This is a genomic window from Sphaerisporangium corydalis (assembly GCF_025506355.1).
GTDB lineage: Bacteria > Actinomycetota > Actinomycetes > Streptosporangiales > Streptosporangiaceae > Sphaerisporangium > Sphaerisporangium corydalis.
Genome location: NZ_JANZYP010000002.1, coordinates 42551 through 67533, shown reverse-complemented (window position 1 = coordinate 67533; position 24983 = coordinate 42551). Strand labels below are relative to the sequence as shown.

The window sequence follows — 24983 nt, the reverse complement described above, 5'->3', positions numbered from 1 at the left end:
ACTCCTCGCCATCATGTGTAAATTCGACTACGGAGAGTAAGTGGACAGGTGTGCACGGAAGGGGACCGGCCATGCGACGGGTACTCATCAGGGCGGCTCAGGCGTTCACGGTCGCTTTCGGCTGCGCGACGGCCGCCGCCCCTCCTGTGGCCGTCTCGGCGGCCGGTCCCGGGCCCGGTCCTTCGGCCGGGGCCGTGTCCGGCGTGACGCGCGGCCCCGGCCCCATCCACAGCAGGGCCGACGGCCGCTGCATGGACGCCGACCTCGGCCGCATCGGGAGCAACGGAACGCGCGTCCAGCTCTGGGACTGCAACGGCCGGGCCAACCAGTCGTGGACCTACGACCCGGCCACCCACACGATCCGCACCCTGGCCAACGGCCGCTGCCTGGACGCCGACCGGGGGAACCTCGCCAGGAACGGCACCCGCGTCCAGTTGTGGGACTGCGACGGCCGGTCCAACCAGCAGTGGATGTTCGACCGGATCAGCCGCACCATCTACAACCTCGCCAGCGGCCGCTGCCTGGACGCCGACCTGAAGGGCGTCGGCAGCAACGGCGCCCGGATCCACCTGTGGGACTGCAACCGCTGGAGCAACCAGCGGTGGCGGCTGTGACCGGCGGGTTCGCCTGGACGAGGTCGTTCCCTCCAACTACAGTGCGCACTGCAATAGAGAATCTCGCACGCACTGAAGGCGGGGACGATGGCGCGGCGGCGGAGCGACCACGACCTGGTGGGGCTGACCGCGCTGGCGCTGCTCTCCATCCGGTCCAGCCACCCCTACGAGCTGCACCGGTTCATCCTTGAGACGCACAAGGACTACATCACGGGCCTGCCGCGCAGCCTGTACCACGCGGTCGGCCGGCTGGCCGCGGAAGAGCTGATCACCCCGGTCGAGACGACCCGCGAGGGCCGGCGGCCCGAGCGCACGGTGTACGAGATCACCGCGGAGGGGCAGGCCGAGCTGACGAGCCGCCTGCGGCGCCTTCTGGAGGAGCCCGGTTCCGACACCCGCCCGTTCCTCGCCGCGGTCTCGCTGATGGGCTGCCTGCCGGTCGAGGACGTCGAGCGCTGCCTGGGGACCCGGGCCGCCACTCTGGAGGGCATGGTCGTGTCCTACGACGCCCACATGAGCGGGCTCGCGGCCTCCGGCCTGCCCCCGATCCTCACGCTGGAACTGGAGTGCGACCGCGCCCTGCGCGCCACCGAGCTCGACTGGGTGCGCGGGGTCGTCGCCCGCCTCCGGTCCGGCGAGCTCGGGTGGTCCGGCCCGGTGAAGGCCGGCCTGCTGTCCGGCCTGCTGGACGACCAGGCGGTCACAGGCGTTCCTGACGGGGGAAGACCACCTCTCTGACCAGGAGCAGGACGGCCGCCGCCAGCGGGATGCCGAGCAGCGCGCCCACGATGCCGAGCAGCGCGCCACCGAGCAGCGCCCCGATGATCGTCGCGATCGGCGGGACGGCGACCGACGACCGGAACACCGGCGGCGAGATGACGTAGTTCTCGATCTGCTGGTACACCACGAAGAAGATCAGGCAGATGACACCGACCTGGACCGAGGTCAGGAAGCCCACACCGGTCACCACGACGGCGCCGACGACCGCGCCGACCATGGGGATCAGGTCGGTGATGGCGACGAAGATGGCGAGCGCCAGCGCGTACGGCACCCGCAGGATGGCCAGGAAGACGAAGGTCACCACGCCCGCGATCAGCGAGATGATCAGGTTGCCGGCGACGTAGCCGCCGATCTGCTTGAGGATCTCGTCGCCCAGCAGCCGCACGCGGGTCCGGCGCGAACGCGGGACGAGCCGGTAGCCGATCTCCTTGATCGAGTTCAGCGAGCCGAGGAAGTAGAGGGTCAGCACCAGGATCGTGAGCCCGCTGAACAACGCGCTGATCACGACGCTCGCCACGCCGAGCAGGCCGCCGAACATCTGACTGGCCAGGCTGCCGCTGCTGACGTACTGCTGGAGCTTGTCCAGGACCTGGTAGCGCTGATCCACCGAGCGGATCAGCGGATGGTTCTGCAACTGCTGCACGTACTCGGGGAGGTGCTGGATGAACCCCGTGGTCTGGTCGGTCAGCGGGGGCACGATTGCGAGCCCGAAGCCCACGAAGAAGATGATGACGCCGCCGAAGACGATCGTGATGGCCAGGCGGCGGGACAGGTTCCGGCGTTGCAGCGCCTCGACGGCGGGGTTGAGGCCGATCGCCAGGAACAGCGAGACGATGATCAGGATGAGCGCCGAGCTCACGCCGGCGATCGCCTGGACGAGCAGCCAGGCGGTGAGCACGCCGAGGGCCGCGGTCAGGCCGAACAGAAAGGGGTTGCTCCGCAGCGGGCGCCCGGGACGCCCGAACGGCTGCTCGAAGTCCTTCTGGTCGACCTTCCGCGTCCCGTCGGGGGAGTCGCCGGCCGGCGCGGTGGCCACGTCCCCGCCGTCGCCGTGCGTCTCGCGCTCGGGGGCCTGCGGTCCGGTGGGAGGGTCGTTGACGGAGACGCCGGCACGCGCCGTACCGGAGCCGGCCACGCCGGACGGGAGGCTCGGCATGTCGGCCACGCCGTCACCGTCTGCGGGGAACGAAGGGAAGACGCTGGAGATATCCGCGCGTTCGGAACTACCGGTCTCGGACACGGCTTGCCGCTGCCCGCCAGGAGGATATCTAGTCCTTAGCCTGGTAAATCTCGGTAAAGGATGATCTGGCGTCCCCGGCCGCTGGACGGGGACGCCGACAACGATCTTACTTCAGCCGGATGACGCCCTTGGAAATCGTGATCTTCTTCTTGGGGAGGGGGCGGGCCGCGGGGCCGTGCGCCACGGCCCCTGTAGCGATCTTGAACTTGCTGCCATGGCAGGGACAGTTGATGGTGCCTCGGCTGACACTCGCCACCGCGCACCCCTGATGGGTGCACTTGGCGCTGAACGCCCGGAACACACCCTTCTTGGGCTGCGTGACGACGTACTTACCCTTGATGATCTTTCCGCCGCCGACCGGAATGCTCTTGGTCTTGGCGAGGACCGCTCCGGCCGCCGTCTCCGACTCCTCGGACGCCTCCACCGAGGCCTGGGCCGGCCGTACACCGATCAGGCCCAACATGGCGGTGAACCCGCCCGCGAGGCTTCTGAAGATCATTGTGCGGCGTGTCGTCCCTGACTCATCGGCCGACATACCCACCTCCGCTCCTGGGAATGGGGGATTCCACTCTCAGGAACGTACGCGAGGATCCCCTGGTTCAGGCGGGGAAGGACGGATGCGGGCCGAGCGCCCAGTATTCGTACAGGCCGTACCCGACGTTGCCCTCGTACTCGAAACGGCCGACGGCATCGACCATCCCCCACATGCCGCCCTGGTCCTGCGGGAACGTGTAGGTGACGCCCTGGACGACCGGTTCGGGCCCCTGGTACATGCCGTGTTTCCAGCCGGGCTCCAGGCCGTACCCCGTGCCGACCATGAGGTGGACGGGCAGGATGGGCGTGCAGTGCACGTCGAACGGCTTGCCGCCCGGGGGCGCGAGCGTGATCGTGGCCGAGGTGACGTCGCGGGTGCCGGGAGCGTACTCGGGGCGGTACTCCGGCCGGCCCAGGTACTCCTCCTCGCCCGACGGCCACACGCGCACGGCCTCCTCAAGGACGCGGCGGCCCTTCTCGTCCTCCTGCACGATGCACAGGATGGCGTGGTCGTCGAACTGCATGGGGGCGTAGAGCCAGTAGAAGGTGCCGGCGTTCTTGGCCTGGATGCCGGGCGGCTCGGCCTCGCCAACCGGGCGGATGCCCCAGGACCGGTCGCGGGTGCCCTGCCAGCGGTCGGGGGTCACCTCGATGCGCTCGTCGCCGACCATGATGTGCCCGGTCCACCGGCCTGTCTGCGCCATCCGCGTCGAGTCGAACATGACCCGCTCCTGCCAGCGGATGAAGTGCCGTGGTTCGAGCGTCGCCGGGATGGTGCCCTCCCAGGTGAGGTCGAACGACAGGCCGTGCTCGTTGTCCGAGAGCACCACCCGCAGGCGCTTGAGCCCCTCGATGACCTCGACGCGGAACGGGCCGACCGTTGTGTCCATCCGGTCATTCCCGAGCTCGCGTGAGGCGCGGACGACGCGGTGCAGGCCAGGTGTGCGCACGCAGGCGAACGCGTCGGTCACGCCGAGGTTGGGGTACTGGCCCACGCCGATGATCAGCATGAGCTCGTCGGATCCGGCGTGGCAGTTGAAGTAGTACCGGTCGTAGAAGTTGCGGTCGGAGGTGGCGACATGGCGCATCACCTGAGAGGTCTGGTGGATCGGGAAGTCGTCGAGCGGCGACAGCGTCATCGGTGCTCCACTGATCGGTGATGTGGAACACGTTCTAACAAGCGCTTGGCCAACCGTCAACAACGGAACGCGCCCCCGGGGTGACCCCGGGGGCGCGATCGCCTATCCGATCAGTGCGTTCTGCGCGACGGGTCGTCGGCCCTCCTGCCGCTCTCGTCGGGCCGTCCCCCGTCTTCCATGCGGTCGCCCGACCACCTGCTGGCGTCGGCCGCGCTGTCCTTCATGGAGTCGGCCCACTGGCGGGTGTTGTTGCGGTAGATCATGATGCCCACCGCGCACGCGGCGACGCCGGCCAGCAGCGCGACCGTCGACCAGCGTCCACGTCGCCTGATCGACGGCGCGGGATCGATCTTCTCCGCCGCCTGGACCAGGAACGCGCTGACCTTCGGCGCGATCTGCTCTTCCACCGAATGCGCCGCGCGATCGAGCACGGGCGCCGCCCAGACTCGGGCGTCCTCGATGCGGTGAGCCGCGACCTCTCGGGCGTTGCTCGCCATCGGGCGGACTTGGTCCGCCGTACGCACGGCCTGGGCCTTCATCCGATCCATCCGCGTCCCGGGTACGACCAGCCTGACGCGGTTCTTTCTCAGTGTCAGGGACACGATAACCTCCCAGGTCCTTGGGGCCCCGCAGGCTCACCTTCCCGCTCGAAAGCGGCTCAATCCTTACGCGGCATGGGAGGATGCGGGGGAGGTCAATGCGTCATACTCACCAAAACCTCATGAATCTGACCCAGAAATCGGACATATCGAAGGGGGCAGTCCTCTCGTGGCTGAGAATCTCATCGCAAAACTGCGGACCACTCTCGGAGACATCACGCTCCGTCTCTTCCCTGACCACGCGCCCAAGACCGTGCGCAACTTCGTAGAGCTCGCCCAGGGCGACAGGGAGTGGACCCACCCCGAGACCGGGCAGAAGAGCAACGACAAGCTGTACGACGGCACGATCTTCCACCGGGTCATCCAGGACTTCATGATCCAGGGCGGCGACCCGCTCGGCCAGGGCATCGGCGGCCCCGGCTACGACTTCGACGACGAGATCGCCCCGGACCTGAGGTTCGACCGGCCCTACCTGCTCGCCATGGCCAACGCCGGCAAGCGCTTCGGCCGGGGGACCAACGGCTCCCAGTTCTTCATCACGGTCGTCCCCACCCCCCACCTCAACGGCAAGCACACCATCTTCGGTGAGGTGATCGAGGGCGCGGACATCGTGGACAAGATCGTCAAGACCCCGACCCGGCAGGAGCGCCCGGTGACCGACGTCGTCCTCCAGGAGGTCGTCATCGAGCGTGTCCAGGCCTGAGCCCACGGCTCTAAGGCGCGGGCGCGGTCCCGCGTGACGGGCCCTCCCAGGCGGCCCCGGGCGACCGGAGGCCGCCGGGAGCGGCCCTCCCGGGCGATTTCGCGCAGGGCCGCATGGCGCGGGGTGCCCGGAGGCGTGAATAGGGTGGCAGTCTGTGGACTAAGCGCACAGGCGAAGGGGCCTCGAACAGGCGATGACCACTCAGCCAGATCACCCGAACCCGTCGGACCGGCCCGAGGGCCAGGCACAGCCTGAGCCGAAGGACGCCGTTCCCACCTGCTATCGGCACCCCGACCGCGAGACCTACGTGCGGTGCCAGCGCTGCGACCGGTCGATCTGCCCCGACTGCATGCGCGTCGCCTCGGTCGGCCACCAGTGCGTGGAGTGCGTGCGCGACGGCAGCAGGAACATCCGCCAGGCGGAGGCGCCGTTCGGCGGCCGGCCGGTCACCACGCCATTCGTGACGTGGACCCTGATGGCGATCAACGTGCTGGTCTACCTCGCCGAGGTGGTCAACGCCCAGGAGGTCGTCAACCGGTTCGCGATGTCGGCCGACCATGTCGCCGCGGGCCAGTGGTGGCGGCTGTTCAGCGGCGCCTTCCTGCACGCGCCGCCGCCGTCGTACTGGCACATCCTGTTCAACATGTGGGCGCTGTTCGTCATCGGCCCGCAGCTGGAGAGGATGCTCGGCTCGCTGCGGTTCCTCTCGGTGTACCTGCTGGCCGCGCTCGGCGGGTCGGTCGCGGTCTACCTGTTCGGCGACTACGCCGTCGGGGCCTCAGGCGCGATCTACGGCCTGTTCGGGGCCATGTTCGTGGTCGCCCGCCGCCTCGGGTACGACGCGCGTGGCGTGCTCTGGCTGATCGGGATCAACGCGGTGCTGACCTTCGTCATCCCGGGGATCAGCTGGCAGGGCCACCTCGGCGGCCTGGTCGTCGGCGCGATCGTCACCGCGCTGTTCGCCTACGCGCCCGAGCGCAACCGCAAGGCCTTCCAGCTCGGCACGGGACTGGCGGTGCTCGCGGCGTGCGTGCTGATCGTGGTGTTCCTGAGCCCGATGGGAGTTTAGGGGCCGCCCGCCGGCGGGCTGCTTCCCCAGGTTGTGGATAAAACCTGTGGAAAAATGTCCGCCGCTTGCCGGGCGCGCCCCCTGACCTGCCGCTATCGCCAGCGCGTGGACAGGACGACGCCGAAGATGATCAGGACGAAGCCCACCAGCAGGTTCCAGTTGCCGAGCGTGGCGATGCCGGGCGTGTTCGGCGCGATGTAGAACACCGCGATCCACAGGATGCCGATGATCCACGACGCGACCATGACCGGTGCCAGCCAGCGGGGGCTCACCTTGATCTGCTGCGACTTCTGCGGCGGAGTGTAGACCGCCTTCTTGCGGGTGTTGGACTTGGGCACGGCAGCTCTCCTGGTGGGGACCCGCGCGGTGTCGCGGGCTGTGGCAGCCAGCGTAGTCGCTGGGGTGTGAAGACCCGAGTAAGCCTAGTCGGCGCGGGACGCGAACGGTGATTCCCGGCCGGACAAGCTCGTTATCACAGCCCGAAATCATGGCATTCCGGGCTCCGCATGACCGCGGACCCGGCCGCGAGGGCAAAATCCGGGTCAAGGCCCCGGGTGTCGCCGGACCCGCGCCCGTCCCCGGTGAATACGCTGACCGGCCAGGGCGTGCTCCGCGCGCCGCCGATCCCGGGTCCGGACATCTCATGATCATGCCGCCTGCCGCGTGAGGGCGCTGCTTCGGGCCTGCGGTGAACTGAGCGTCACCGCCGGCCTGGTGATGCTCCTGTTCTGCGGCTACCTGCTGTGGGGGACCAGCTCCTACACCGAGTGGTACCAGCGCGTGCTCAAGCGCGAGCTGCGCGACGCCAGGGCCGGGACCGCCGCCCACGGGAACCGGCCGGCCCACGTCCGCGCGGGCACGGTCGGGCTCATCCGGATCCCCCGGCTCGGCCGCGACTACGAGTACGCCGTCCTTGAGGGCGTCACCACCGAGGACCTGCGCCGGGGACCGGGACACTACCCCGGCACGGCGATGCCCGGCGGGGTCGGCAACTTCGTCCTGTCCGGGCACCGCACGACGTACGCCGCCCCCTTCAACCGGATCGACGAGCTCCGGCGCGGCGACGAGATCATCATCGACTCCACCGGGCGGCGGTACACCTACCGGGTCTCCGGCAAGCAGGTCGTGGACCCGGCCGACGTGGACGTCATCGCCCCGGTCCCCGGCCATCCGGACAGGACGCCGTCCAAGGCCGTGATCACCCTGACCACCTGCCACCCGGAGTACTCCGCCCGGCAGCGGCTCGTCGTCTTCGGCGTCCTGGCGGGCACCCGGGACGACGCCTGACACGGTTCCAGCGAGGAGGGTCCCATGTACGGATGGATCTGGCGGATCATCCCCGGCGGCACCGGGGTCAAGCTGGTGACGGTGCTGGTGCTGGCCGGTGCCGCGGGGGTCGTACTCTGGTGTGTCGTGTTCCCCATGCTGGAGCCGCACGTGCCCGTCGACCGGGTGACCGTGGGCCCATGACCCGCGTGCTCGTCGTGGACAACCACGACAGCTTCGTCCACACGATCGTGCAGTACCTCCGCGGTCTCGGCGCCGAGTGCGAGGTGCGGCCGAGGGACCGCGTGCGCGCCGAGGACGCCGAGGGCTTCGACGGGGTGGTCATCAGCCCCGGTCCCGGCACGCCCGAGGACGCCGGGGTCAGCGTCCCCCTGGTGGGCTATTGCGCCGAGCGCGACCTGCCCCTGCTCGGCGTCTGCCTCGGCCACCAGGCCATCGCCGTGGCCTACGGGGGCGTCGTGGCCCGCGCGCCCGAGCTGATGCACGGCCGCACCAGCGAGATCACCCACGATGGCAAGGGCGTCTTCGAGGGCATCCCCTCGCCGGTCACCATGACCCGCTACCACTCCCTGGCGGTGGTGCCCGGCACCGTGCCCGACGTCCTCGCGGTCAGCGCCGTCGCCGAATCGGGCGTGATCATGGGGCTCCGGCACCGGTTCGCGCGCGTCGAGGGAGTGCAGTTCCACCCCGAGTCGGTGCTCTCCGAGCACGGCCACCGACTTCTTTCCAATTGGCTTGGCCAGATCGTGTAACGCCGGAGGGCTTTGGGACGACTACCGAGTGAGGGTCTCCGCCGTCGCCCCCGAGCGGCGGAGATCCTCTTCTCTGTTCTGGTGGTGGAGACGCCGATCGCGCGTGCCTCACCAGTGACTTTCATAGCGAGAAAGCCTCTCCCTCGACGAGGGAGAGGCTTTCGCTTCGCCGGGCCTGCCGGTGCCCGGCGGCGTCAGTTGCCGAAATCCGTCAGTTGCCGAAATCGTCGCCCGGCGGGTCGCTGAACGGGTCGTCGGCCGTCGGCTCGTCCGAGGGCTGGTCGGTCGGCTGGTCCGAGGGCTGGTCGGTCGGCTGCTCGGTCGGGAAGGTCTCCTCGGGCGGGCCGGAGGAGATGAGCAGGGTGATCGTCGTACCGGGGGTCAGCTTGGCGCCCGCCCTCGGGCTCTGGCTGATGACGGTCCCCTTGAGGACGTCCTCGCTCGGCTGCTGCTGGGTCTTGACCCTGAAGCCCTCCGCCGTCAGCGCGGCCTTGGCGTCCTTGAGGGTCTGGCCGGTGACGTCGGGGACGGCGGCCTGCTGCTTGGGCACGTAGATCTTGACGATGCTGTTCTCGTCGGCCTTGTCGCCGGCGGCCGGCTTGGACTGGAAGACCTTCTCCTGCTCCTTGGCGGACGCGACGTTGACCACCTGGGCCGTCAGCTTGTTGGCCTTGAGGGTGTCGGTGGCCTCCTGGACGGTGCTCCCCACCACATCGGGCACGACGACCTGCTTGACCCCCCTGGAGACCTTGAGGTCGACGTTGCTGCCCTTCGCGACCTGCTCGCCGGCCCCGGGCTCGGTGTCGATGACCGTGCCCTTGTCGACGTCGGAGTTGTACTCCTGGACCACGTTGACCTTCAGGCCCTGGCCCTCCAGCTTGGCCTGCGCGGCCTCGGCGGTCTGCCCCTTCACCACGGCGATGGCGACCTGCCCCTCGGTGGCGTTGGGGTCGCCGGGAGAGCTCAGGAAGGCGTACCCGATGCCGATGAAGGCACCGATGATCAGCAGGGGGACCAGGATCCACGCGGCCGTCTTCAGCGCGGTGTTGCCCGCGTTGGCGCGGCGCCGCTCGTACCGGCCGCCGGTCTCGGCCGGCGCGTACTCGTAGGCGGGGACCGAGTTGGTGCGCTGGGTCGCCGGGCCGCCGGGCGCGTTCATGGTGCGGGTCTGCTGGCCGGTGTAGTTGTGATTGCTCATGGCCATCGTCTGCGCGTCGACCGGCATGCCGGACATCGCCCGCTGGATGTCGGCCCGCATCTCGGCCGCGCTCTGGTAGCGGTGGGCGGGATCCTTGGCCATGGCCTTGAGCACGATCGCGTCGGCCCACGGCGGGATGTCGCGGTCGATCTGCGACGGCGGGATCGGGTCCTCGCGCACGTGCTGGTAGGCGATCGCCACGGGGGAGTCGCCGGTGAACGGCGGCTGGCCGGTGAGCAGCTCGTACAGCACGCAACCGGTGGAGTAGATGTCGCTGCGGGCGTCGACGCGCTCGCCCCTGGCCTGCTCGGGCGAGAGGTACTGGGCGGTGCCGATGACCTGCGCGGTCTGCGTCATCGTGGCCGCGGAGTCGGCCATCGCGCGGGCGATGCCGAAGTCCATGACCTTGACGTCACCGGCCAGGGTGATCATCACGTTGGCCGGCTTGATGTCGCGGTGGACGATGCCGCCGCGGTGGCTGTAGTCCAGGGCCCGCAGGATGCCGTCGACCAGCTCGGCCGCGCGCTCGGGCAGCAGGCGCCGATCGGCCCGCAGCAGGTCGCGGAGCGTGCGCCCGTCGACGAACTCCATGACGATGTACGGCACCGGGGTGCCTTCCGTCATGTCCTCGCCGGTGTCGTACACCGCGACGATCGAGGGGTGGTTCAGGGACGCCGCGGACTGGGCCTCGCGGCGGAAACGGGCCTGGAAGGTGTGGTCTCTCGCCAGGTCGGCACGAAGTGTCTTGATGGCGACAACGCGGTCCAGCCGGATGTCCCGTGCGCGATACACCTCGGCCATGCCGCCGCGCCCGACGACCCCGTCGAGCTCGTAGCGACCACCGAGTAGCCGAGGCTGAGTCATTTCCTGCACTGTCCCTTGCCGTTCATCTTGGGTACCGGCCCGCGGTGCGGCTGCCGGTGTCCATCATCGACCCCGCGCCGCATTACGTCTCCCCGTTCGGGGGGATTGTGGTGCTTGCGGATGAGGTGGGGCTTGGCGTCTCACTCGGCGTGGGGGTCGGTGTGGGCGTCGGAGTCGGGGTCGGAGTGGGAGTCGGAGTGGGCGTCGGCGTCCGTCGGCGGGTGGGTGTCGCCGACGTACTTACGGTAGCCGACCGTGACACCGACGGCTTGACAGACTTCACCGGTTTCGGTCGTCGCGATGTCGTGGCCGACCTCACGGGGGAGGCGGGCCGGGTGGGCTCGCCGCTCACCGGCTGGGCGGGCCGCAGCGTTCCGGTGTCAAGGCCCAGCTCAGGGACGCTGCTCGCCGCCAGGGCGCCGAGCCCGACCGCGGCCGCGCAACCGGCGGCGGCGACGAGCCCGATGGCGGCGCGCCGCCGTCCGCGCCTGGCCGGCGCCGGCCGTCCGGTCGACCGCGAACCGGCCGGCGGGCGGCCGATGCGCGTGGGCTCGGGAGGCGGGACGTCGGCTCCCGCGGTCTCGTACAGGCCCGCGAACGGGTCGCCGGGCTGCTCGAACGCCCCCGACCGCTCAAGCGCTTCGCGCACAGCGAAACCCGACGGGTCGGTGAACATGCTCAGATCGGCGGCGCTGGCGGTGGCGAGCGAGTCGCGCAGCACCATCGCCCGGTCGGCCAGCTCCCGCGTGGTGGCCGGGCGGTGGTCGGGGCTCTTGGCCAGCATGGCCATGACCAGGTCGCGCACCGGCCTGGGCACGCTCGCGGGAAGCGGCGGGACCTGTTCGTTGAGGTGGAGGATGGCGATCGCCACCTGGTTGTCCGCCGTGAACGGCGGCCGGCCCGCCAGGCACTCGTACGCCACGATGCCGAGCGAGTAGATGTCGGTCGACGGGGTCAGGAGGCTGCCGGAGGCCTGCTCGGGGCTGACGTACTGGGCGGTGCCGAGCACGGTGCCCGTCATGGTCATCCGCGACCCCTCGAGGGCGCGCGCGATGCCGAAGTCGGTGATCTTGATGAGGCCGGTCTCGGTGATGAGCAGGTTCCCCGGCTTGATGTCCCGGTGGATGATGCCCGAGCGGTGCGCGGTGTACAGCGCCCGCGCCGTCTGGCCGATCACGTCGAGGGTGACCTCGGCGCTGAGCGTGGTGTTGCGGGCGAGGACCGCCGACAGCGGCTCGCCCGGGACCAGTTCCATCACCAGGTAGGCGATCTCGTCCTGCTCGCCGTAGTCGAAGACCTGGGCGATCCCGGGGTCGGCGAGACCGGCGGTGATCCGCGCCTCGTTGTGGAAGCGCTCGCGGAACTCGGGGTCGGCGGCCACGTGCTGGCGCAGGAGCTTGACCGCGACCTCCCGGCGCAGCAGCTCGTCGGACGCGCGCCAGACCTCGCCCATGCCGCCGGTCGCGATGCGAGCGGTCAGCCGGTAGCGGTCGCTCAGCGTCCGGTTGGCGAAGCTCACCGGTCGAGCACCGCCTGCATGACGTCGTGCGCGATGGGCGCGGCCACCAGGCCGCCGGTCGCGTCGTTGCCGGCGCTGCCGGACTCGACGAACACCGCGACCGCGACCTTCGGGTCCTCGGCCGGGGCGAAGGAGATGAACCAGGCATGCGACGCCGCGCCCTTGGCGGTCTCGGCGGTGCCCGTCTTGCCGGCCACGCTGATGCCAGGAAGCTGCGCGGCGGTGCCGGTGCCGTTCTGCACCACGTTGACCATCATCTGGCGGAGCTTGTCGGCCACGTCCGGCGTGATCGCCTCGTCGAGCTCCTGGGGCCGGGCGGCGTCGATCTCGTCCCCGTCCGGGCTGACGATCTTGTTCACCAGGTAGGGCTTCATGACCTTGCCCTTGTTGGCGACGCCGGCGGCCACCATGGCCATCTGGAGCGGGGTCATCTGGTTGCTGCGCTGCCCGATCGAGGTCTGCGCCAGCGCGGCCTTGCCCTCGTCGGGGCCGATGTCGCTCTTGACCACGCCGAGGGGGATGCTCATCGGCTGGCCGATGCCGAACTTCGCCGACTGCTCGCTGAGCTTGTCGTAGCCCATTTCCAGGCCCATCGTGCCGAACGCCGTGTTGCACGAGATCGTGAGCGCGTCGATCAGCGAGGCCCGCCCGCCGCACGACTCGCCGTGGAAGTTGCGCAGGCCGATGGTGGTGCCGGGCAGCGGCAGGATGTCGGGCGCGTCCACCGTGGTGTTGACGTCGCGCGTGCTGTCCTCGCTGAGGTACGCGGCCGAGGTGACGACCTTGAACGTCGACCCCGGGGCGTACGTCTTGCTGATGGCCCGGTTGATGAGCGGCTCGTCCTTGTCGGCGTTGAGCTTGTTGTACGCCGCCGCGGCCTTGGCCTTGTCGGGGACGGCCATCGGGCTCGGGTCGTAGCTCGGCACCGACACCATGGTCAGGATCGCCCCGGTCGTCGGGTCGATCGCCACCACCGCGCCGCGCTTGCCGCTGCGCTTCATGTCCTGGTAGGCGGCCTTCTGGGCCTTGGGCACCAGCGTGAGGTCGACGGCCGCGCCGCGGGTCGGCTTGCTGGTGATCAGGTCGACCGTGCGGCGGACGAACAGGTCGGGGTGGGTGCCGTCGAGGTACTGGTTCGCGGCGTCCTCGATGCCGCGGGCGCTCTCCGGCGCGAAGAACCCGATGACGGGCGCGTACACGGGGCCGTCGGCGTACTTGCGCTGGAACCGGAACGTGCCGCCGACGTCGACGGACTTGGCGAGCGTCTCGCCGCCGGCGGTGATCATGCCGCGCTCGTTCTGGTAGCGGGCGAAGAAGCTCCGCTGGTTGCGCCCGTCCTTGCGCAGGTCGTCGGCCTTGACCGCCTGGAGGTAGTTGATGTTGATCATCAACAGGGCGAACATGAGCAGGCAGGCCACCGAGGCTCGCTTGAGCGTGCCGTTCATCGCTTGAACACCTGCGTCAGTCCCTCGTCCTGGATGGCTTGCGGCGGCGGCCGGCGTGCGGCGTCTGACATGCGTACCAGCAGTGCGATAAGGATCCAGTTAGCCAGGAGGGCGGATCCGCCCTGCGACATGAACGGTGTGACCAGTCCGGTGAGCGGGATGAGGTTGGTCACGCCACCGACGATGATGAAGACCTGCCAGGCGAGGATGAACGACAACCCGCCCGCCAGAAGCTTGCTGAACGGGTCGCGCGCGGCCACCGCCGTACGCAGGCCGCGCTCGACGACCAGGGCGTACACCATGAGCAGGGCCATCAGGCCGGTGAGCCCGAGCTCCTCGCCGGTCGCGGAGAAGATGAAGTCGGAGAACGACAGCGGGATCAGGTCGGGGTGGCCCTGGCCGAGCCCGGTGCCGAGGATGCCGCCCGAGCCCATGCCGAACAGGCCCTGCATGAGCTGGTAGCTGCCGCCGAACGGCAGGTCGTACAGCGCCTGGCTCGAGGGGTCGAGCCACACCTGGAACCGGGCGCCGACGTGGCTGAACAGCGCGCCCGCCACGCCCGCGCCGCCGATGAAGAGCAGCAGGCCGATGAGCACCCAGGAGGTGCGCTGCGTGGCGATGTAGAGCATCGCGATGAAGGCGCCGAACAGCAGGAGCGAGGTGCCGAGGTCCTTCTCCAGGACCAGCACGCCGACGCTGACCACCCAGGTGATGAGCACGGGGCCGAGGTCGCGGGCGCGGGGCAGGTCGATGAAGAGCAGGCGGCGCCCGGCGAGCGCCAGCACGTCGCGCTTGGCGACCAGGTAGCCGGCGAAGAAGATGACCAGGGCCAGCTTGGCGAACTCGCCCGGCTGGATGGAGAACCCGCCGACGCTGACCCAGATGCGGGCGCCGTTGATCTCCCTGCCCACGAAGGGCAGCAGAGGGAGGATCAGCAGCCCGAGGCCCACGAATCCGGCGGTGTAGGTCATACGCTGGAGCGCCCGGTGGTCACGCAGCACGATGAGCGTGACGGAGAACATGACGACCCCGAGGGCGGTCCAGAAGAGCTGGGTGCTGGCGGAGGCCAGCTTCGGCACGGCCTGCTCGATGCGGTAGATCATCACCAGCCCGAGGCCGTTCACCAGGGTGACCAGCGGAAGCACGAGAGGATCGGCCCAGGGGGCGAACCTGGCCAGCACGAGGTAGGCGGCGAGCATCACGCCGCCCAGCCCGAGGCCGTAGGTCAGCATGCCCGCGGGGACCTTGCCGTCCTTGCCCAGGCCGACGTTGGCATAGGCGACCATGACGATCGCCACGGCGAAGGCGAGCATGACGAGCTGCGCCCCCCGCCGTTTGGCGGTCATGGGGATGGCCTCGGCGGCGTCGACGGCACTCACTTAGGAGGACCTCGAGGGCTTGGGGGTCGGCGTCGCGGTCGGCTGTGTCGTCTTCTGGTCGCCGCCGGACTTGGCCTTCAAGTCGTTGATCTTCGTCTGTCCTGCCTGGAGGTTGGCCACGGGGATGCCTCGCCGCACCTGCTCGCGCTCCGGTTCGGGGATCGAGGACACCGAAAGGCCGGTGCTCTGGGCCACGGAGTTCAGTTGGATCGGTCCGATGGTGCTGTCGACTCCGCGAAACAGGACCAGCTCGTCACCTTGGGCCCCCACATAATACTGATCTTGGGTCCACTTGTAGCCGAAGTAGCCCCCGCCGCCCACGACGACGACGATCAGGATGAGCGCCGTCACCGCGATGGGCCACAGCCGCCGGCGCCTGACGCGCCGCGGGGCGGCCACGGCGTTGGCCGCCGGGCCGCCCACGGGCCGATCGTCGAGGTCGTCGTCCACGATCACGGGCTGGGGAGCGGTGATCGTGGACGCGCGTCCCGCCGGTGTGTCGGGAGGCTGGGAGCGGAGGCGGTTGGAACCGGCGGCGCCCACCACCGCGGCGTCCCCCGCGACCACCTGGCCCTCCTCGATCTCCACGACGTCGGCGACGATGCAGGTGATGTTGTCGGGACCGCCGCCTCGGTTGGCGAGGTCGATGAGCTGGCGGACCACCGACTCCGGTTCCTCGACGGTGGTCAGGGTGTGGTGCAGGGTCTCGGCGCTGACCACGCTGGAGAGACCGTCGGAGCAGAGAAGGTAGCGGTCGTTGATCTGGGCCTCGCGCAGCGAGAGGTCGGGGTCGACCTCGCCGCTCCCGTCGAGGGCCCGGAGCAGGATCGAACGCTGCGGATGGCTGGCGGCTTCCTCCTGCGTGATCCTTCCGTCGTCAACGAGCGACTGCACCAGGGTGTGATCGTGGGTGATCTGGTACAGCTCGCCGTTGCGGAGAAGGTAGGCGCGGGAGTCGCCGACGTGGACGAGGGCGACGCGGGTGCCTGACCAGAGCATGGCCGTGAGGGTGGTGCCCATGCCCTTGAGGCTGGGATCACGGCCGACCATCTCGTGCAGTTTGCGGTTGGCGTCGCGCACCGCGGCCTCGATGGCGCTGAGCAGGTCACCCCCGGACGCGTCCCGGTCGAGGGACGACAACGCGGTGATGGCGACCGAACTGGCCACCTCACCGTGAGCGTGCCCGCCCATACCGTCTGCGACGGCGAGCAGGCGCGGGCTCGCGTACGCCGAGTCCTCGTTTCCTTCGCGGAGGAGGCCGACGTCCGAGCGGGCGGCGTAGCGGAGTGCGATTGTCATTTGCGCAATTCGATGACGGTTTTACCGATGCGGATCGGCTGGCCGAGGTGCACCGGAGTCGGGCGGGTGACTTTTGAGCGGTCGAGATACGTGCCGTTGGTCGAGCCGAGGTCTTCCACGATCCACTGACCGTCCTGGGGGAACAGCCGGGCGTGCCGGCTGGAAGCGTAATCGTCGCTGAGTACCAGCGTGGCGTCATTCGCCCGACCGATAGTGATTGGCGTCTCCGTGAGGTTGATGATGGTTCCTTGCAGGGGACCACCGGTAACGACCAGTTGTCGCGGCTCCCCCTTCTTCGGCTTGGCTGGCTGACGTGAGGGTTTGGCGGGTTTGCGTACGGCCACCTGGGCCGCCGTACGTGATCCGAACAAGTCTGTCCGGATCACACCCACCGCGGCAATCACAAAGAACCACAGCACCGCGAGGAACGCGAGCCGGATCAGCAGCAGAGTGAGCTCGGACATGGACCGTTTGTCTACCCTTAATCGCGCCGGAACACCAGGGTTGTGCGACCCAAGGTCACTCGGGTGCCGTCCTGGAGTTCGATCCGGCGAACCGGCTGGCCGTTGACGAAAGTGCCGTTCGTGGAACCGAGATCGACGAGGGCCACCAACGGACCCTCGACCCTGAGCTCGGCGTGGTGCCTGGAGACGCCCGGGTCCACCAGCCGCAGATCGCAGTCGGTGCCCCGTCCGAGAAGCGTCACGGGGGTCGTCAGGTCATATGACCGCTGCCCCTGCGGGTCGTCCTGGGTGGACACCAGCAGGCGTGGGCGGCCGCCGAACGCGTTCGGCTTGCTCGCGGGAAGATCGCTTACGGGCTGCCGGATCTCGTCCTGCTCGACCGTGGCCCCTCGGATGACGCCCGAGCGGATACGGAACAACCCGACCGCCAGATCGTCGGCCGTCTCGAACCGAACCCGGACGGGTCCCACGAACGAGTACCCCTGTTCCTTGGCGTACTCCCTGGCGAGGTTGGCGAGCTCATGACTGATGCTGTCGGCGTACACCTCCAGCCGCTCGCTGTCGGTCGTGGACAGCTCCACCACGAAGTCGTTGGGCACAAGAGTGCGACCCTGTGCCACGATCGCGGCGCGTTCGTCCATCTCCCGCTGCACAGCGCTGGCGACCTCGACCGGCTGAAGGTCAGATTTGAACGCCCGCGCAAAGGCCCCCTCAACCAAGCCTTCGAGCCTTCGCTCGAAGCGCTGAAGGACTCCCACCGGGTACCTCCCTTCCTCCATCGTCTAGGAGGATCGTATCCGGGTTCGGTGGCATGCACGGATCCGTGCTAGCCTTTCCACGCACTCAAAGAGGGCGAGTGGCGGAACGGCAGACGCGCACGGTTCAGGTCCGTGTGTCCGAAAGGACGTGAGGGTTCAAATCCCTCCTCGCCCACACGGTCCCCGGTGACGGAAGCGAAAGCTTCTTACGCCGGGGTTTTTTCGTTATCCCAGTGAGACGATCCGCCGGTGTCCCCAAGGGGTCTCCGCCCGGTCGAGGCGTGAGCCTGTCCCGTGCGATCAAGGTAGTCGTTGGCACCCGGTGAGAGAAGGCCCGGCCCAAGGTCTGAGGCCGTTCCTTTACCCTCCCGTGCGGTTCGCTCATCCAGGATGTCTAGCCCCTCGGGCTTTCAGCCCGCTTTCGAGGGACTTGCACCCGTGCGCCGGCGGCCCGGCCCGCCGTGGGCCCCCGGTCAAGAAAATGTCCCGCGATCTCGAAATACGAGACGGACTGTCTTGTAAGACGAGACGCGGTCTATCGTGCCTCGCATGAGGGCACCGAATCGCTGGGTGATGCTCGGCCTCGGCATGGCCGCGCAGGCGGCCGGCTGCGTGTTCATGTACGGTCTGCCGTTCCTCCTCCCGGTGCTCCGTGCGGAGCTCGGGCTCGGGCTGGCACAAGCCGGCCTGATCGTGGGCGCGCCGAGCGCCGGGATGCTGCTCACCCTCATCGCCTGGGGATGGGCGGCCGACCGGTTCGGCGAGCGCCCGGCGATGACCCTCGGGCTCGGCCTCGCGACCGCCTTCCTCGTGTGCGCGGCCTTCACGACCACCCCCGGACCCCTCGCCGCCCTTCTCGCGCTCGCGGGCGCCTCGGGGGCCTCCGCGAACGCGGCGAGCGGCAGGGTCGTCCTCGGGTGGTTCCCCGCCGAGCGGCGCGGGGTGGCGATGGGGTGGCGGCAGACGGCCCAGCCCATCGGGGTGGCGGTCGCGGGCGCCGTGCTGCCGCTCATGGGGAGCGTGCGCGAGGCGCTGCTCGCGATGGCCGCCATCTGCCTGGTCACGGCCGTCGCGGTCGCGTTCCTGGTCGTCGACCCGCCGCGCAGGCCGCCGGCGGCCGGGGAGCGCACGGGCTCCCCGTACCGCTCCCCGGGGCTGTGGCGCGTCCACGGGGCGAGCATGCTGCTGGTCGTCCCGCAGTTCGCGACCGCGACGTTCGCCCTCACCTACCTGGTCGCCGAACGCCACTGGGACCCCGCGCACGCGGGGCAGCTCGTCGCGGTCGCGCAGTTCGGCGGGGCGGGCGGGCGGCTGCTGTGCGGGCGGTGGTCGGACCGGGCGCGCAGCCGCGTGCGGCCCATGCGCCGCCTCGCGCTCCTCAACGCCACCGTGATGGTCCTGCTGGCGCTCGCCGTCCAGGCGGGGTCCCTGGCGGGGACCCCGCTGCTGATCGCCGCGCTGGTGATCTCCATGAGCGGCAACGGCCTGGCCTTCACGGCGGTGTCGGAGATGGCCGGGTCCGCCTGGGCCGGGCGGGCCCTGGGCGGCCAGAACACCGTGCAGAACCTGGTCGCCGCCGCCACCCCCGCCGCGCTCGGGGCGCTGATCACCCAGGCCGGGTTCGGCGCCGCCTTCGGGCTGGCGGGGGCGCTCGCCGTCGCGGCGGCCCTCGCTACGCCGCCGGAAGGCGCCTGACCCTGCGGTCGCGGGCCGGCGTGGAAGCCGCGCGGGTGTCGAGGAGCTCGCCGACGAGGTCGGTGAGGCTGACCAGGCCGACGACCCGGCCCGCCGCGTCCGTGACGAGCCCCAGATGGGCGTGAGCGTCCTGGAGAAGGGCCACCGCCTCCGGGATCGTGGTGGACGACTCCAGGCGCGGAGCGGGGCTCATGAGCTTCTCAGGCGCGCTGCCGGGGTGGATCAGCGTGTCGCGCACATGCAGCACGCCGAGCACGTCCTCGGGCGCGCCGCCGTTGACCAGCAGGCGCAGGTGCCCGCTCATGGCCGCGACGTCGCGTACGAGATCGTCGGCGGCGCCGGCGGGCACGGCCGTGGCCGAGGCGATCGGCACCGTCAGCCGCTCGATCGTCTGGGACTGGACCTTGAGCGCCCGGGTCAGCAGGTCGTGCTCGTTCCGGTCCAGCAGGCCCATGCGGCCCGACTCGCCCACCAGCATCGCGAGCTGCGGCGGGGTGCGCGTGGTGGCGAGCTCGTCCTTCGGGCGGACGCCGAACGCGCCCAGCAGCCCGTTGGACAGGCCGTTGAGCGCCGACAGGACCGGCCGGGCGATCCACGTGAAACCACGGAACGGCAGGGCCAGCCCCATCGCGGCCCGCTCGGGGTGGGTGAGGGCCCACGACTTGGGCGCCATCTCCCCCACCACCATGTGCAGGAACGTGATGATCGTCAGCGCGATGACGTACGCGACGCCCACCCGCGCGGACTCGGGGAGGCCGACGAGCCCGAAGACCGGCTCCAGAAGGTGCTCGATGGCCGGCTCGGTGACCATGGCCAGGCCCAGGGAGCACAGCGTGATGCCGAGCTGGGCCCCGGCCAGCATGAGCGACAGCTCGCGCCCGTTGCGGAGCGCGGCACGCCCGGCCGCCCTGGTCAGCCGGCCGCCGCCACCGGCGGCCTCCTCCAGGCGGTGCCGCTTGCCCGACACCACGGCGAACTCGGCGGCCACGAACAGGCCGTTGCCGACCAGCAGGACGACGCCCAGCAGGAGCGCGGTCAACGGGCTCATCGGGGCTCACCGCCCACGATCGCCGCGTCGGCCAGCCGGGGCGCGAGCCGCACCCGGCCGGGGATCCTGCGCTGCACTTCCAGCACGGTGAGCAGGACGTCCTCGCGCGCGGGCCCGTCCTTGTCGAAGAGATGGTGGTCGGTGACCAGGGACAGGGTCATCTCGTCGCCGGGCTCGGCGAGGCGGCCGAGGCGGGCCATGATCAGGCCGGCCACCGTCTCGTAGTCCTCGCTCTCAGGGAGCCGAAGGCCGGTCGCCCGCTCCACCTCGTCCAGCCGCAGGGTGGCCGGCACGTCCCAGACGCCGTCGCCCTGGGGCACGGCCTCGGCCGCGTCGGCGTCGTTCTCGTCCATCAGCTCGCCGACGAGCTCCTCGGCGAGATCCTCCATGGTGACGACCCCGGCGAGCCCGCCGTACTCGTCGATGACGCACACCATCTCGCTGTGCGCCGCGCGCATCCGTTCGAGCAGCGCGGGCAGCGGCAGCGTGGTGGGCACGAGCAGGGGCGCGCCGCTGATGCGCTCGATCGGCACGTCGGGCGACTCGCTGCGGAGCAGCTCGCACAGGCCGATCACGCCGACGACGTCGCCGCCGTCCGCGCCCAGCACGGGGTAGCGGGAGTGGCCCGAGGACCGCACGGCCTCCAGCAGATCGGACGCGGGGCGCCCGGCGCGGAGCGAGACCACCCGGGGCCGGGGGACCATGACGTCCTCGGCGATCCGGTCGCCGAACTCCAGCGCGCGCTCCAGCAGGTCCGACAGGCGCTCGGACAGCTCGCCCGCCGCCTCGGACTCGGCGATGATGCGCGACAGCTCCTCGGGGGTGGCACCGTGCTGGACCTCCTCCACCGGCTCGACGCCGACCAGCCGGAGCAGGCGGGTGGCCGCGGTGTCGAAGAGCCGGATGACGGGGCCGGCGACGGCGAGGTAGGCCAGCGTCGACCGGGACAGCCACTTGGCGAGCGGCTCGGGCCTGGCGATTCCGAAGTTCTTGGGGACCAGTTCGCCCAGTACCATCTGGATGACCGTGGCGATCACCAGGCCGAGGACCACCGCGATGCCGGGCACCGCGCCCTGGGGTACGCCCGCGGCGGACAGGGCCGGGCTGATCAGCGGGGTCAGGGCGGGTCCGGTGACGAATCCGACGAGCAGCGTGGTCACGGTGATCCCGAGCTGCGCGCCCGACAACATGAAGGAGAGCCTGCCGGTGACCGCGAGGGCCCGACCGGCGGCGGCGTCGCCCGACGCGGCTTGCGCGCGGAGCGCCGACCGGTCGACCGCGATGAACGCGAACTCCTGCGCGACGAAGTACCCGGTCGCGAGGGTGAGAAGCAGTACGGCGGGCAGCCCGAGAACCATGCTCACAGGTCTGCCGTCCCCGATTGGATTGGGCCCGTGCCGTGGCACGGGCTTGTACTCCAGGGGTCGGGAGTGGACACGACTGTCCTTTCGCTAGACATAGTCGTCAACCGTAACGATCCGCGCCCGGCCATTGTTTCCCGCGACGCGACATTGGTGACTTATTGTGACTCTGCGTACTTTTACATGAGAAAACCTTGGTGAGGAAGCTTCCCTCGCATGGACGACGGCGTAGCTTCGAAGCAAAGGCGGCTCTAGCCACAGGACGGGGTAGACGAACGTGGGCGAATGGCCTGGAGACCGGTCGGGGGGGTCCGACGAGGGGGGGTCCCACGAGGGCCCGACCCGGGCTCTGCGACGTCCGGGCGGCGCTGACGCGCCTTTCCCGCCACCGGCCCGGAACGACGGGTCCTACTCGGCGGGCCAACCGGCCCACCGCTTGCCCCCGCGTGAACCGGACGCGGGCGCCGGGGAGATCGGCGACGACAGGACCGTGCGGCAGGCGATGCCCGCCGGCGGCGGCGCGCCGCCGGCCGCAGAACCCGCCGGCGCCGCGCGGGGCAGGTCGCGCGTCTACGGCAAACCCCGCTCCGGCGAGGCGCCGGTGCAGCCCCTGTCGGCCGAGATGGCCCCGCCCGGCGGACGCAAGGGCGGCGGCGACGACGGCGAGCCGTCCGGCGGGCGCCCGAGGCGGACGGGCCGCATCGTGGTCCGGGTCATCGTGATCCTGCTCGTGCTGCTGGTCGTCCTGGCCGCGGGCGGGTTCTTCTGGATCAACTCGCGCATCGTCAGCATCGAGTCCCTGGCCGACTACGCGGGCCGTCCCGCCGCGACGCCGGGCGAGGACTGGCTGCTGGTCGGGTCCGACAGCCGGGCCGGGCTGACCGCCGCCCAGCGCAAGAAGCTCGCCACCGGGCGGGCGGTCGGCAAGCGCACCGACACGATGATGCTCCTGCACATCCCGAGCGGCGGCGACCGGCCGACCCTGGTCAGCCTGCCCCGCGACTCCTACGTGCCCATCGACGGGCACGGCAGCGACAAGCTGAACGCCGCGTACGCTTTCGGCGGTCCCAAGCTGCTGGCCAAGACGATCGAGAAGGTCACCGACATCCGTCTCGACCACTACATGGAGATCGGCTTCGGCGGTTTCGTCGGGATCGTGGACGCGATCGGCGGCGTCAACATCTGCGTCAAGCAGAACATCAAGGACCCCAAGGCCGGTATCAACCTGAAGAAGGGGTGTCAGGACATGGCCGGCGGAACCGCGCTCGGGTACGTCCGCACCCGCGCCACCGGCGCCATCCCCGACTTCGACCGCACCCAGCGGCAGCGGCAGTTCTTCTCGGCCGTGGTCAAGAAGGCCGCCAGCCCCGGCATCCTGATCAACCCGTTCAAGTCGATCCCGCTCGCGGCCAGCGCCACCGACTCGGTCGCGGTGGACCCGGGCACCGGCGCCTTCGACCTGCTGTCGCTCGGGCGCGCGATGAGCGGCGACCCGATCGCGACCGCCGTCCCCGCGGGCTCGTTCCCGACCATCAACGGCGCCTCGGTCGTCAAGTGGGACACCCAGCGCGCGCTGCGGCTGTTCAAGGCGCTGGCCGAGGACAAGCCGGTGCCGAAGGACGTCCTGCCCAAGTAGGGCGCGGTCCGTTCAGGTGACGTGGGCAGGACGTCCTGCCCACGTCGTACGGGCAGGGACCTGCCCACCTGTGGCGGGCCCGGCGCGCGCCCTCGAGGTGTTCGCCGGGCCGAGGTTCAAGGCGCTGATCTGCGGTTAGTGTGAGGACATGCCAGAGCTTCCCGAAGTGGAGTCGCTCGCCGGGTTCCTGCGCGAGCATGCCGTCGGCCGGCCGATCGCCTCCGTGGAGGTGCCGGGCTTCCAGGCGCTGAAGACGGTCGACCCGCCGGTGACGTCGCTGGCCGGCCTGACGGTGACGGGGGTCGCCCGGCACGGCAAGTTCCTCGACCTCGACTGTGACGGGATCCACTTCATCACCCACCTCGCCCGCGGCGGCTGGCTCCGCTGGCGGGACGACCTGTCGGGCGCCAAGCCCGTGCGGCCCGGCAAGAGCCCGCTCGCGGTGCGGGTGCGGTTCGCCCCCGACGACGACGGCAGGCAGCCCGGGTTCGAGCTCACCGAAGCGGGCACCCAGAAGCGGCTCGCGGTGTACGTCGTCCGCGACCCGGGCGAGGTGCCCGGCATCGTGAGCCTCGGCCCCGACCCGCTGGCGCCCGAGTTCACCCCCGAGGCGCTGGGCGCCATCCTGAACGGCAGCCGCACGCGGATCAAAGGCCTCCTGCGCGACCAGAAGGTGATCGCCGGCATCGGCAACGCCTACTCCGACGAGGTGCTGCACGCCGCCAGGATGTCCCCGTTCAAGATCGCGGGCTCGCTGACCGAGGACGGGGTCGCGGAACTGCACGAGGCGATCGTCACCACCCTGCGCGACGCCGTCGAGCGCTCGCGGGGCATCGCCGCGAAGGACCTCAAGACCGAGAAGAAGTCGGGCCTGCGCGTCCACGGCCGGGCCGGGCAGGTGTGCGAGGTCTGCGGCGACACGATCAAGGAGGTCTCGTTCGCCGACTCCGCGCTGCAGTACTGCCCGACGTGCCAGACCGGAGGCAAGCCCCTCGCCGACCGCCGCCTCTCCCGCCTCCTCAAATAATCCCACCCCACCTCCCGCCGCACCCGGCCCCTGAGGTGCCGGAACGTCCGGACCAGGCCCTGGGACGGCCGCGGCGACGGAATGTTATCAACACACAACCGTCCGTTAGCGGGCGGAACGCTCGCAGAGCGGGGACAATGGACGGCATGACCGTCCCAGAGATCGAGGCAACGGCCGTGCCCGACGACGTCTTCCTGCTCGACGTGCGCGAGCCCGACGAGTGGCAGGCGGGACACGCCCCCACGGCCGTCCACATACCGCTCGGCATGCTCCAGCAGCGAGTGAACGAGGTCCCCACCGGCGTGCCGGTGTACGTCGTCTGCCGCGTCGGCGGCAGGTCCGCCAGCGCCACAGCATGGCTCAACCACGTCGGCCGCGAGGCCGTCAACATCGAAGGTGGCATGCAGTCCTGGGAGGCCGCGGGCCGCCCTATGGTCGCCGAGAACGGAGGCCGCCCGTTCGTCGCATGAAAAGGCCCGGCCGGTCCGCCGGCAGCCTCACCCCGGGCTGACCGGCCCGCGCACGGCCTCGCCCCCAGGGAGTGACGCGACCTCCGGGGCGTCCCCCGGCCCT

The 24983-nt window shown here is 70.2% G+C and carries 25 protein-coding genes and 1 tRNA gene; 12 read left to right on the top strand and 14 right to left on the bottom strand.

Annotation, left to right across the window (positions count from 1 at the left end; genetic code table 11):
- The first annotated feature begins 71 nt into the window (after positions 1-71).
- Entirely contained in the window at positions 72-614 is a 543-nt protein-coding gene (locus NYZ98_RS01845) for an RICIN domain-containing protein (RefSeq protein WP_262840662.1), read from the top strand.
- Positions 615-701: 87 nt separating this feature from the next.
- On the top strand, positions 702-1352 hold the full coding sequence (locus NYZ98_RS01840) for a PadR family transcriptional regulator (protein ID WP_262840661.1): 651 nt from the start codon (positions 702-704) through the stop codon (positions 1350-1352).
- Here the strand turns inward: NYZ98_RS01840 and NYZ98_RS01835 are convergent.
- The 4 genes from NYZ98_RS01835 to NYZ98_RS01820 form a co-directional block, all read right to left on the bottom strand.
- On the bottom strand, positions 1315-2550 hold the full coding sequence (locus tag NYZ98_RS01835) for an AI-2E family transporter (protein ID WP_262840879.1): 1236 nt from the start codon (positions 2548-2550) through the stop codon (positions 1315-1317). The genes NYZ98_RS01840 and NYZ98_RS01835 overlap by 38 nt on opposite strands.
- A 190-nt stretch (positions 2551-2740) precedes the next feature.
- Positions 2741-3133: a Rieske (2Fe-2S) protein gene (locus NYZ98_RS01830; RefSeq protein WP_262840660.1), complete on the bottom strand. Its 393-nt coding sequence runs from the start codon at positions 3131-3133 to the stop codon at positions 2741-2743.
- A 100-nt stretch (positions 3134-3233) separates the two neighbouring features.
- The gene (locus tag NYZ98_RS01825) at positions 3234-4307 is read right to left on the bottom strand and encodes a hypothetical protein (protein WP_262840659.1); all 1074 of its coding nucleotides are present in this window, start codon (positions 4305-4307) and stop codon (positions 3234-3236) included.
- A gap of 110 nt (positions 4308-4417) precedes the next feature.
- A complete protein-coding gene (locus NYZ98_RS01820) occupies positions 4418-4909 on the bottom strand; it encodes a hypothetical protein (RefSeq protein ID WP_262840658.1) in 492 nt (163 codons plus the stop codon).
- 166 nt (positions 4910-5075) lie between these two features.
- Here NYZ98_RS01820 and NYZ98_RS01815 point away from each other — a divergent pair, with 166 nt between their 5' ends.
- The gene (locus NYZ98_RS01815) at positions 5076-5609 is read left to right on the top strand and encodes a peptidylprolyl isomerase (RefSeq protein ID WP_262840657.1); all 534 of its coding nucleotides are present in this window, start codon (positions 5076-5078) and stop codon (positions 5607-5609) included.
- 193 nt (positions 5610-5802) lie between these two features.
- Entirely contained in the window at positions 5803-6678 is an 876-nt protein-coding gene (locus NYZ98_RS01810; RefSeq protein ID WP_262840656.1) for a rhomboid family intramembrane serine protease, read from the top strand.
- A 92-nt stretch (positions 6679-6770) separates the two neighbouring features.
- On the opposite strand, the gene NYZ98_RS01805 is transcribed toward NYZ98_RS01810, so the two are convergent.
- Positions 6771-7016 carry a cell division protein CrgA gene (locus NYZ98_RS01805; protein WP_262840655.1) on the bottom strand — a complete coding sequence of 82 codons (246 nt, stop codon included), beginning with the start codon at positions 7014-7016 and terminating at the stop codon, positions 6771-6773.
- Positions 7017-7341: 325 nt separating this feature from the next.
- On the opposite strand from NYZ98_RS01805, the gene NYZ98_RS01800 reads away from it, so the two are divergent.
- The 3 genes from NYZ98_RS01800 to NYZ98_RS01790 are packed head-to-tail and all read left to right on the top strand — an operon-like array spanning position 7342 to position 8717.
- Positions 7342-7965: a class E sortase gene (locus tag NYZ98_RS01800; RefSeq protein ID WP_262840654.1), complete on the top strand. Its 624-nt coding sequence runs from the start codon at positions 7342-7344 to the stop codon at positions 7963-7965.
- 24 nt (positions 7966-7989) lie between these two features.
- Positions 7990-8148 carry a hypothetical protein gene (locus tag NYZ98_RS01795; protein WP_262840653.1) on the top strand — a complete coding sequence of 53 codons (159 nt, stop codon included), beginning with the start codon at positions 7990-7992 and terminating at the stop codon, positions 8146-8148.
- Positions 8145-8717 carry an anthranilate synthase component II gene (locus NYZ98_RS01790; RefSeq protein WP_262840652.1) on the top strand — a complete coding sequence of 191 codons (573 nt, stop codon included), beginning with the start codon at positions 8145-8147 and terminating at the stop codon, positions 8715-8717. Before NYZ98_RS01795 ends, NYZ98_RS01790 begins: the two co-directional genes overlap by 4 nt.
- A gap of 211 nt (positions 8718-8928) precedes the next feature.
- On the opposite strand, the gene pknB is transcribed toward NYZ98_RS01790, so the two are convergent.
- The 7 genes from pknB to NYZ98_RS01755 form a co-directional block, all read right to left on the bottom strand.
- Positions 8929-10779 (bottom strand): Stk1 family PASTA domain-containing Ser/Thr kinase, encoded by a 1851-nt coding sequence (gene pknB, locus NYZ98_RS01785; protein WP_262840651.1) that lies wholly within the window; start codon positions 10777-10779, stop codon positions 8929-8931.
- 82 nt (positions 10780-10861) lie between these two features.
- Positions 10862-12298: a serine/threonine-protein kinase gene (locus NYZ98_RS01780; RefSeq protein WP_262840650.1), complete on the bottom strand. Its 1437-nt coding sequence runs from the start codon at positions 12296-12298 to the stop codon at positions 10862-10864.
- Positions 12295-13743 (bottom strand): peptidoglycan D,D-transpeptidase FtsI family protein, encoded by a 1449-nt coding sequence (locus NYZ98_RS01775; RefSeq protein ID WP_262840649.1) that lies wholly within the window; start codon positions 13741-13743, stop codon positions 12295-12297. The genes NYZ98_RS01780 and NYZ98_RS01775 overlap by 4 nt, the downstream gene beginning before the upstream one ends.
- A complete protein-coding gene (locus NYZ98_RS01770) occupies positions 13740-15089 on the bottom strand; it encodes an FtsW/RodA/SpoVE family cell cycle protein (protein ID WP_262840878.1) in 1350 nt (449 codons plus the stop codon). Before NYZ98_RS01770 ends, NYZ98_RS01775 begins: the two co-directional genes overlap by 4 nt.
- A 33-nt stretch (positions 15090-15122) precedes the next feature.
- Positions 15123-16421, bottom strand: a complete 1299-nt coding sequence (locus tag NYZ98_RS01765) for a Stp1/IreP family PP2C-type Ser/Thr phosphatase (RefSeq protein ID WP_262840648.1) — start codon at positions 16419-16421, stop codon at positions 15123-15125.
- Positions 16418-16885 carry an FHA domain-containing protein FhaB/FipA gene (locus NYZ98_RS01760; protein WP_262840647.1) on the bottom strand — a complete coding sequence of 156 codons (468 nt, stop codon included), beginning with the start codon at positions 16883-16885 and terminating at the stop codon, positions 16418-16420. Before NYZ98_RS01760 ends, NYZ98_RS01765 begins: the two co-directional genes overlap by 4 nt.
- Before the next feature lie 17 nt (positions 16886-16902).
- Positions 16903-17643, bottom strand: coding sequence for an FhaA domain-containing protein (locus tag NYZ98_RS01755; protein ID WP_262840646.1), 741 nt, complete (start codon positions 17641-17643; stop codon positions 16903-16905).
- Between the two features lie 92 nt (positions 17644-17735).
- Here NYZ98_RS01755 and NYZ98_RS01750 point away from each other — a divergent pair.
- A tRNA-Leu gene (locus NYZ98_RS01750) sits at positions 17736-17818 on the top strand.
- 374 nt (positions 17819-18192) lie between these two features.
- Entirely contained in the window at positions 18193-19338 is a 1146-nt protein-coding gene (locus NYZ98_RS01745) for an MFS transporter (protein WP_262840645.1), read from the top strand.
- Here the strand turns inward: NYZ98_RS01745 and NYZ98_RS01740 are convergent.
- On the bottom strand, positions 19316-20386 hold the full coding sequence (locus NYZ98_RS01740; protein ID WP_262840644.1) for a hemolysin family protein: 1071 nt from the start codon (positions 20384-20386) through the stop codon (positions 19316-19318). The two genes, NYZ98_RS01745 and NYZ98_RS01740, sit on opposite strands and share 23 nt — an antisense overlap.
- Positions 20383-21744, bottom strand: a complete 1362-nt coding sequence (locus NYZ98_RS01735; RefSeq protein ID WP_316249525.1) for a hemolysin family protein — start codon at positions 21742-21744, stop codon at positions 20383-20385. Before NYZ98_RS01735 ends, NYZ98_RS01740 begins: the two co-directional genes overlap by 4 nt.
- 439 nt (positions 21745-22183) lie before the next feature.
- On the opposite strand from NYZ98_RS01735, the gene NYZ98_RS01730 reads away from it, so the two are divergent.
- From NYZ98_RS01730 to NYZ98_RS01720, 3 genes are all read left to right on the top strand, one after another.
- The gene (locus tag NYZ98_RS01730; RefSeq protein WP_262840642.1) at positions 22184-23383 is read left to right on the top strand and encodes an LCP family protein; all 1200 of its coding nucleotides are present in this window, start codon (positions 22184-22186) and stop codon (positions 23381-23383) included.
- A gap of 148 nt (positions 23384-23531) precedes the next feature.
- Positions 23532-24410: an Fpg/Nei family DNA glycosylase gene (locus tag NYZ98_RS01725; protein WP_262840641.1), complete on the top strand. Its 879-nt coding sequence runs from the start codon at positions 23532-23534 to the stop codon at positions 24408-24410.
- A 137-nt stretch (positions 24411-24547) separates the two neighbouring features.
- Complete coding sequence (locus NYZ98_RS01720) at positions 24548-24880, top strand: rhodanese-like domain-containing protein (RefSeq protein WP_262840640.1); 333 nt, start codon at positions 24548-24550, stop codon at positions 24878-24880.
- Positions 24881-24983 lie beyond the last annotated feature (103 nt).

Excerpts from the sequence above, each read along its gene's own strand:
- NYZ98_RS01845 (WP_262840662.1), top strand. The coding sequence starts at position 72 with ATGCGACGGGTACTCATCAGGGCGGCTCAGGCGTTCACGGTCGCTTTC.
- NYZ98_RS01840 (WP_262840661.1), top strand. The coding sequence starts at position 702 with ATGGCGCGGCGGCGGAGCGACCACGACCTGGTGGGGCTGACCGCGCTG.
- NYZ98_RS01835 (WP_262840879.1), bottom strand. The coding sequence starts at position 2,550 with ATGCCGAGCCTCCCGTCCGGCGTGGCCGGCTCCGGTACGGCGCGTGCC.
- NYZ98_RS01830 (WP_262840660.1), bottom strand. The coding sequence starts at position 3,133 with ATGATCTTCAGAAGCCTCGCGGGCGGGTTCACCGCCATGTTGGGCCTG.
- NYZ98_RS01825 (WP_262840659.1), bottom strand. The coding sequence starts at position 4,307 with ATGACGCTGTCGCCGCTCGACGACTTCCCGATCCACCAGACCTCTCAG.
- NYZ98_RS01810 (WP_262840656.1), top strand. The coding sequence starts at position 5,803 with ATGACCACTCAGCCAGATCACCCGAACCCGTCGGACCGGCCCGAGGGC.
- NYZ98_RS01795 (WP_262840653.1), top strand. The coding sequence starts at position 7,990 with ATGTACGGATGGATCTGGCGGATCATCCCCGGCGGCACCGGGGTCAAG.
- NYZ98_RS01790 (WP_262840652.1), top strand. The coding sequence starts at position 8,145 with ATGACCCGCGTGCTCGTCGTGGACAACCACGACAGCTTCGTCCACACG.
- pknB (WP_262840651.1), bottom strand. The coding sequence starts at position 10,779 with ATGACTCAGCCTCGGCTACTCGGTGGTCGCTACGAGCTCGACGGGGTC.
- NYZ98_RS01775 (WP_262840649.1), bottom strand. The coding sequence starts at position 13,743 with ATGAACGGCACGCTCAAGCGAGCCTCGGTGGCCTGCCTGCTCATGTTC.
- NYZ98_RS01770 (WP_262840878.1), bottom strand. The coding sequence starts at position 15,089 with ATGACCGCCAAACGGCGGGGGGCGCAGCTCGTCATGCTCGCCTTCGCC.
- NYZ98_RS01765 (WP_262840648.1), bottom strand. The coding sequence starts at position 16,421 with ATGACAATCGCACTCCGCTACGCCGCCCGCTCGGACGTCGGCCTCCTC.
- NYZ98_RS01760 (WP_262840647.1), bottom strand. The coding sequence starts at position 16,885 with ATGTCCGAGCTCACTCTGCTGCTGATCCGGCTCGCGTTCCTCGCGGTG.
- NYZ98_RS01745 (WP_262840645.1), top strand. The coding sequence starts at position 18,193 with ATGAGGGCACCGAATCGCTGGGTGATGCTCGGCCTCGGCATGGCCGCG.
- NYZ98_RS01740 (WP_262840644.1), bottom strand. The coding sequence starts at position 20,386 with ATGAGCCCGTTGACCGCGCTCCTGCTGGGCGTCGTCCTGCTGGTCGGC.
- NYZ98_RS01735 (WP_316249525.1), bottom strand. The coding sequence starts at position 21,744 with ATGGTTCTCGGGCTGCCCGCCGTACTGCTTCTCACCCTCGCGACCGGG.
- NYZ98_RS01725 (WP_262840641.1), top strand. The coding sequence starts at position 23,532 with ATGCCAGAGCTTCCCGAAGTGGAGTCGCTCGCCGGGTTCCTGCGCGAG.
- NYZ98_RS01720 (WP_262840640.1), top strand. The coding sequence starts at position 24,548 with ATGGACGGCATGACCGTCCCAGAGATCGAGGCAACGGCCGTGCCCGAC.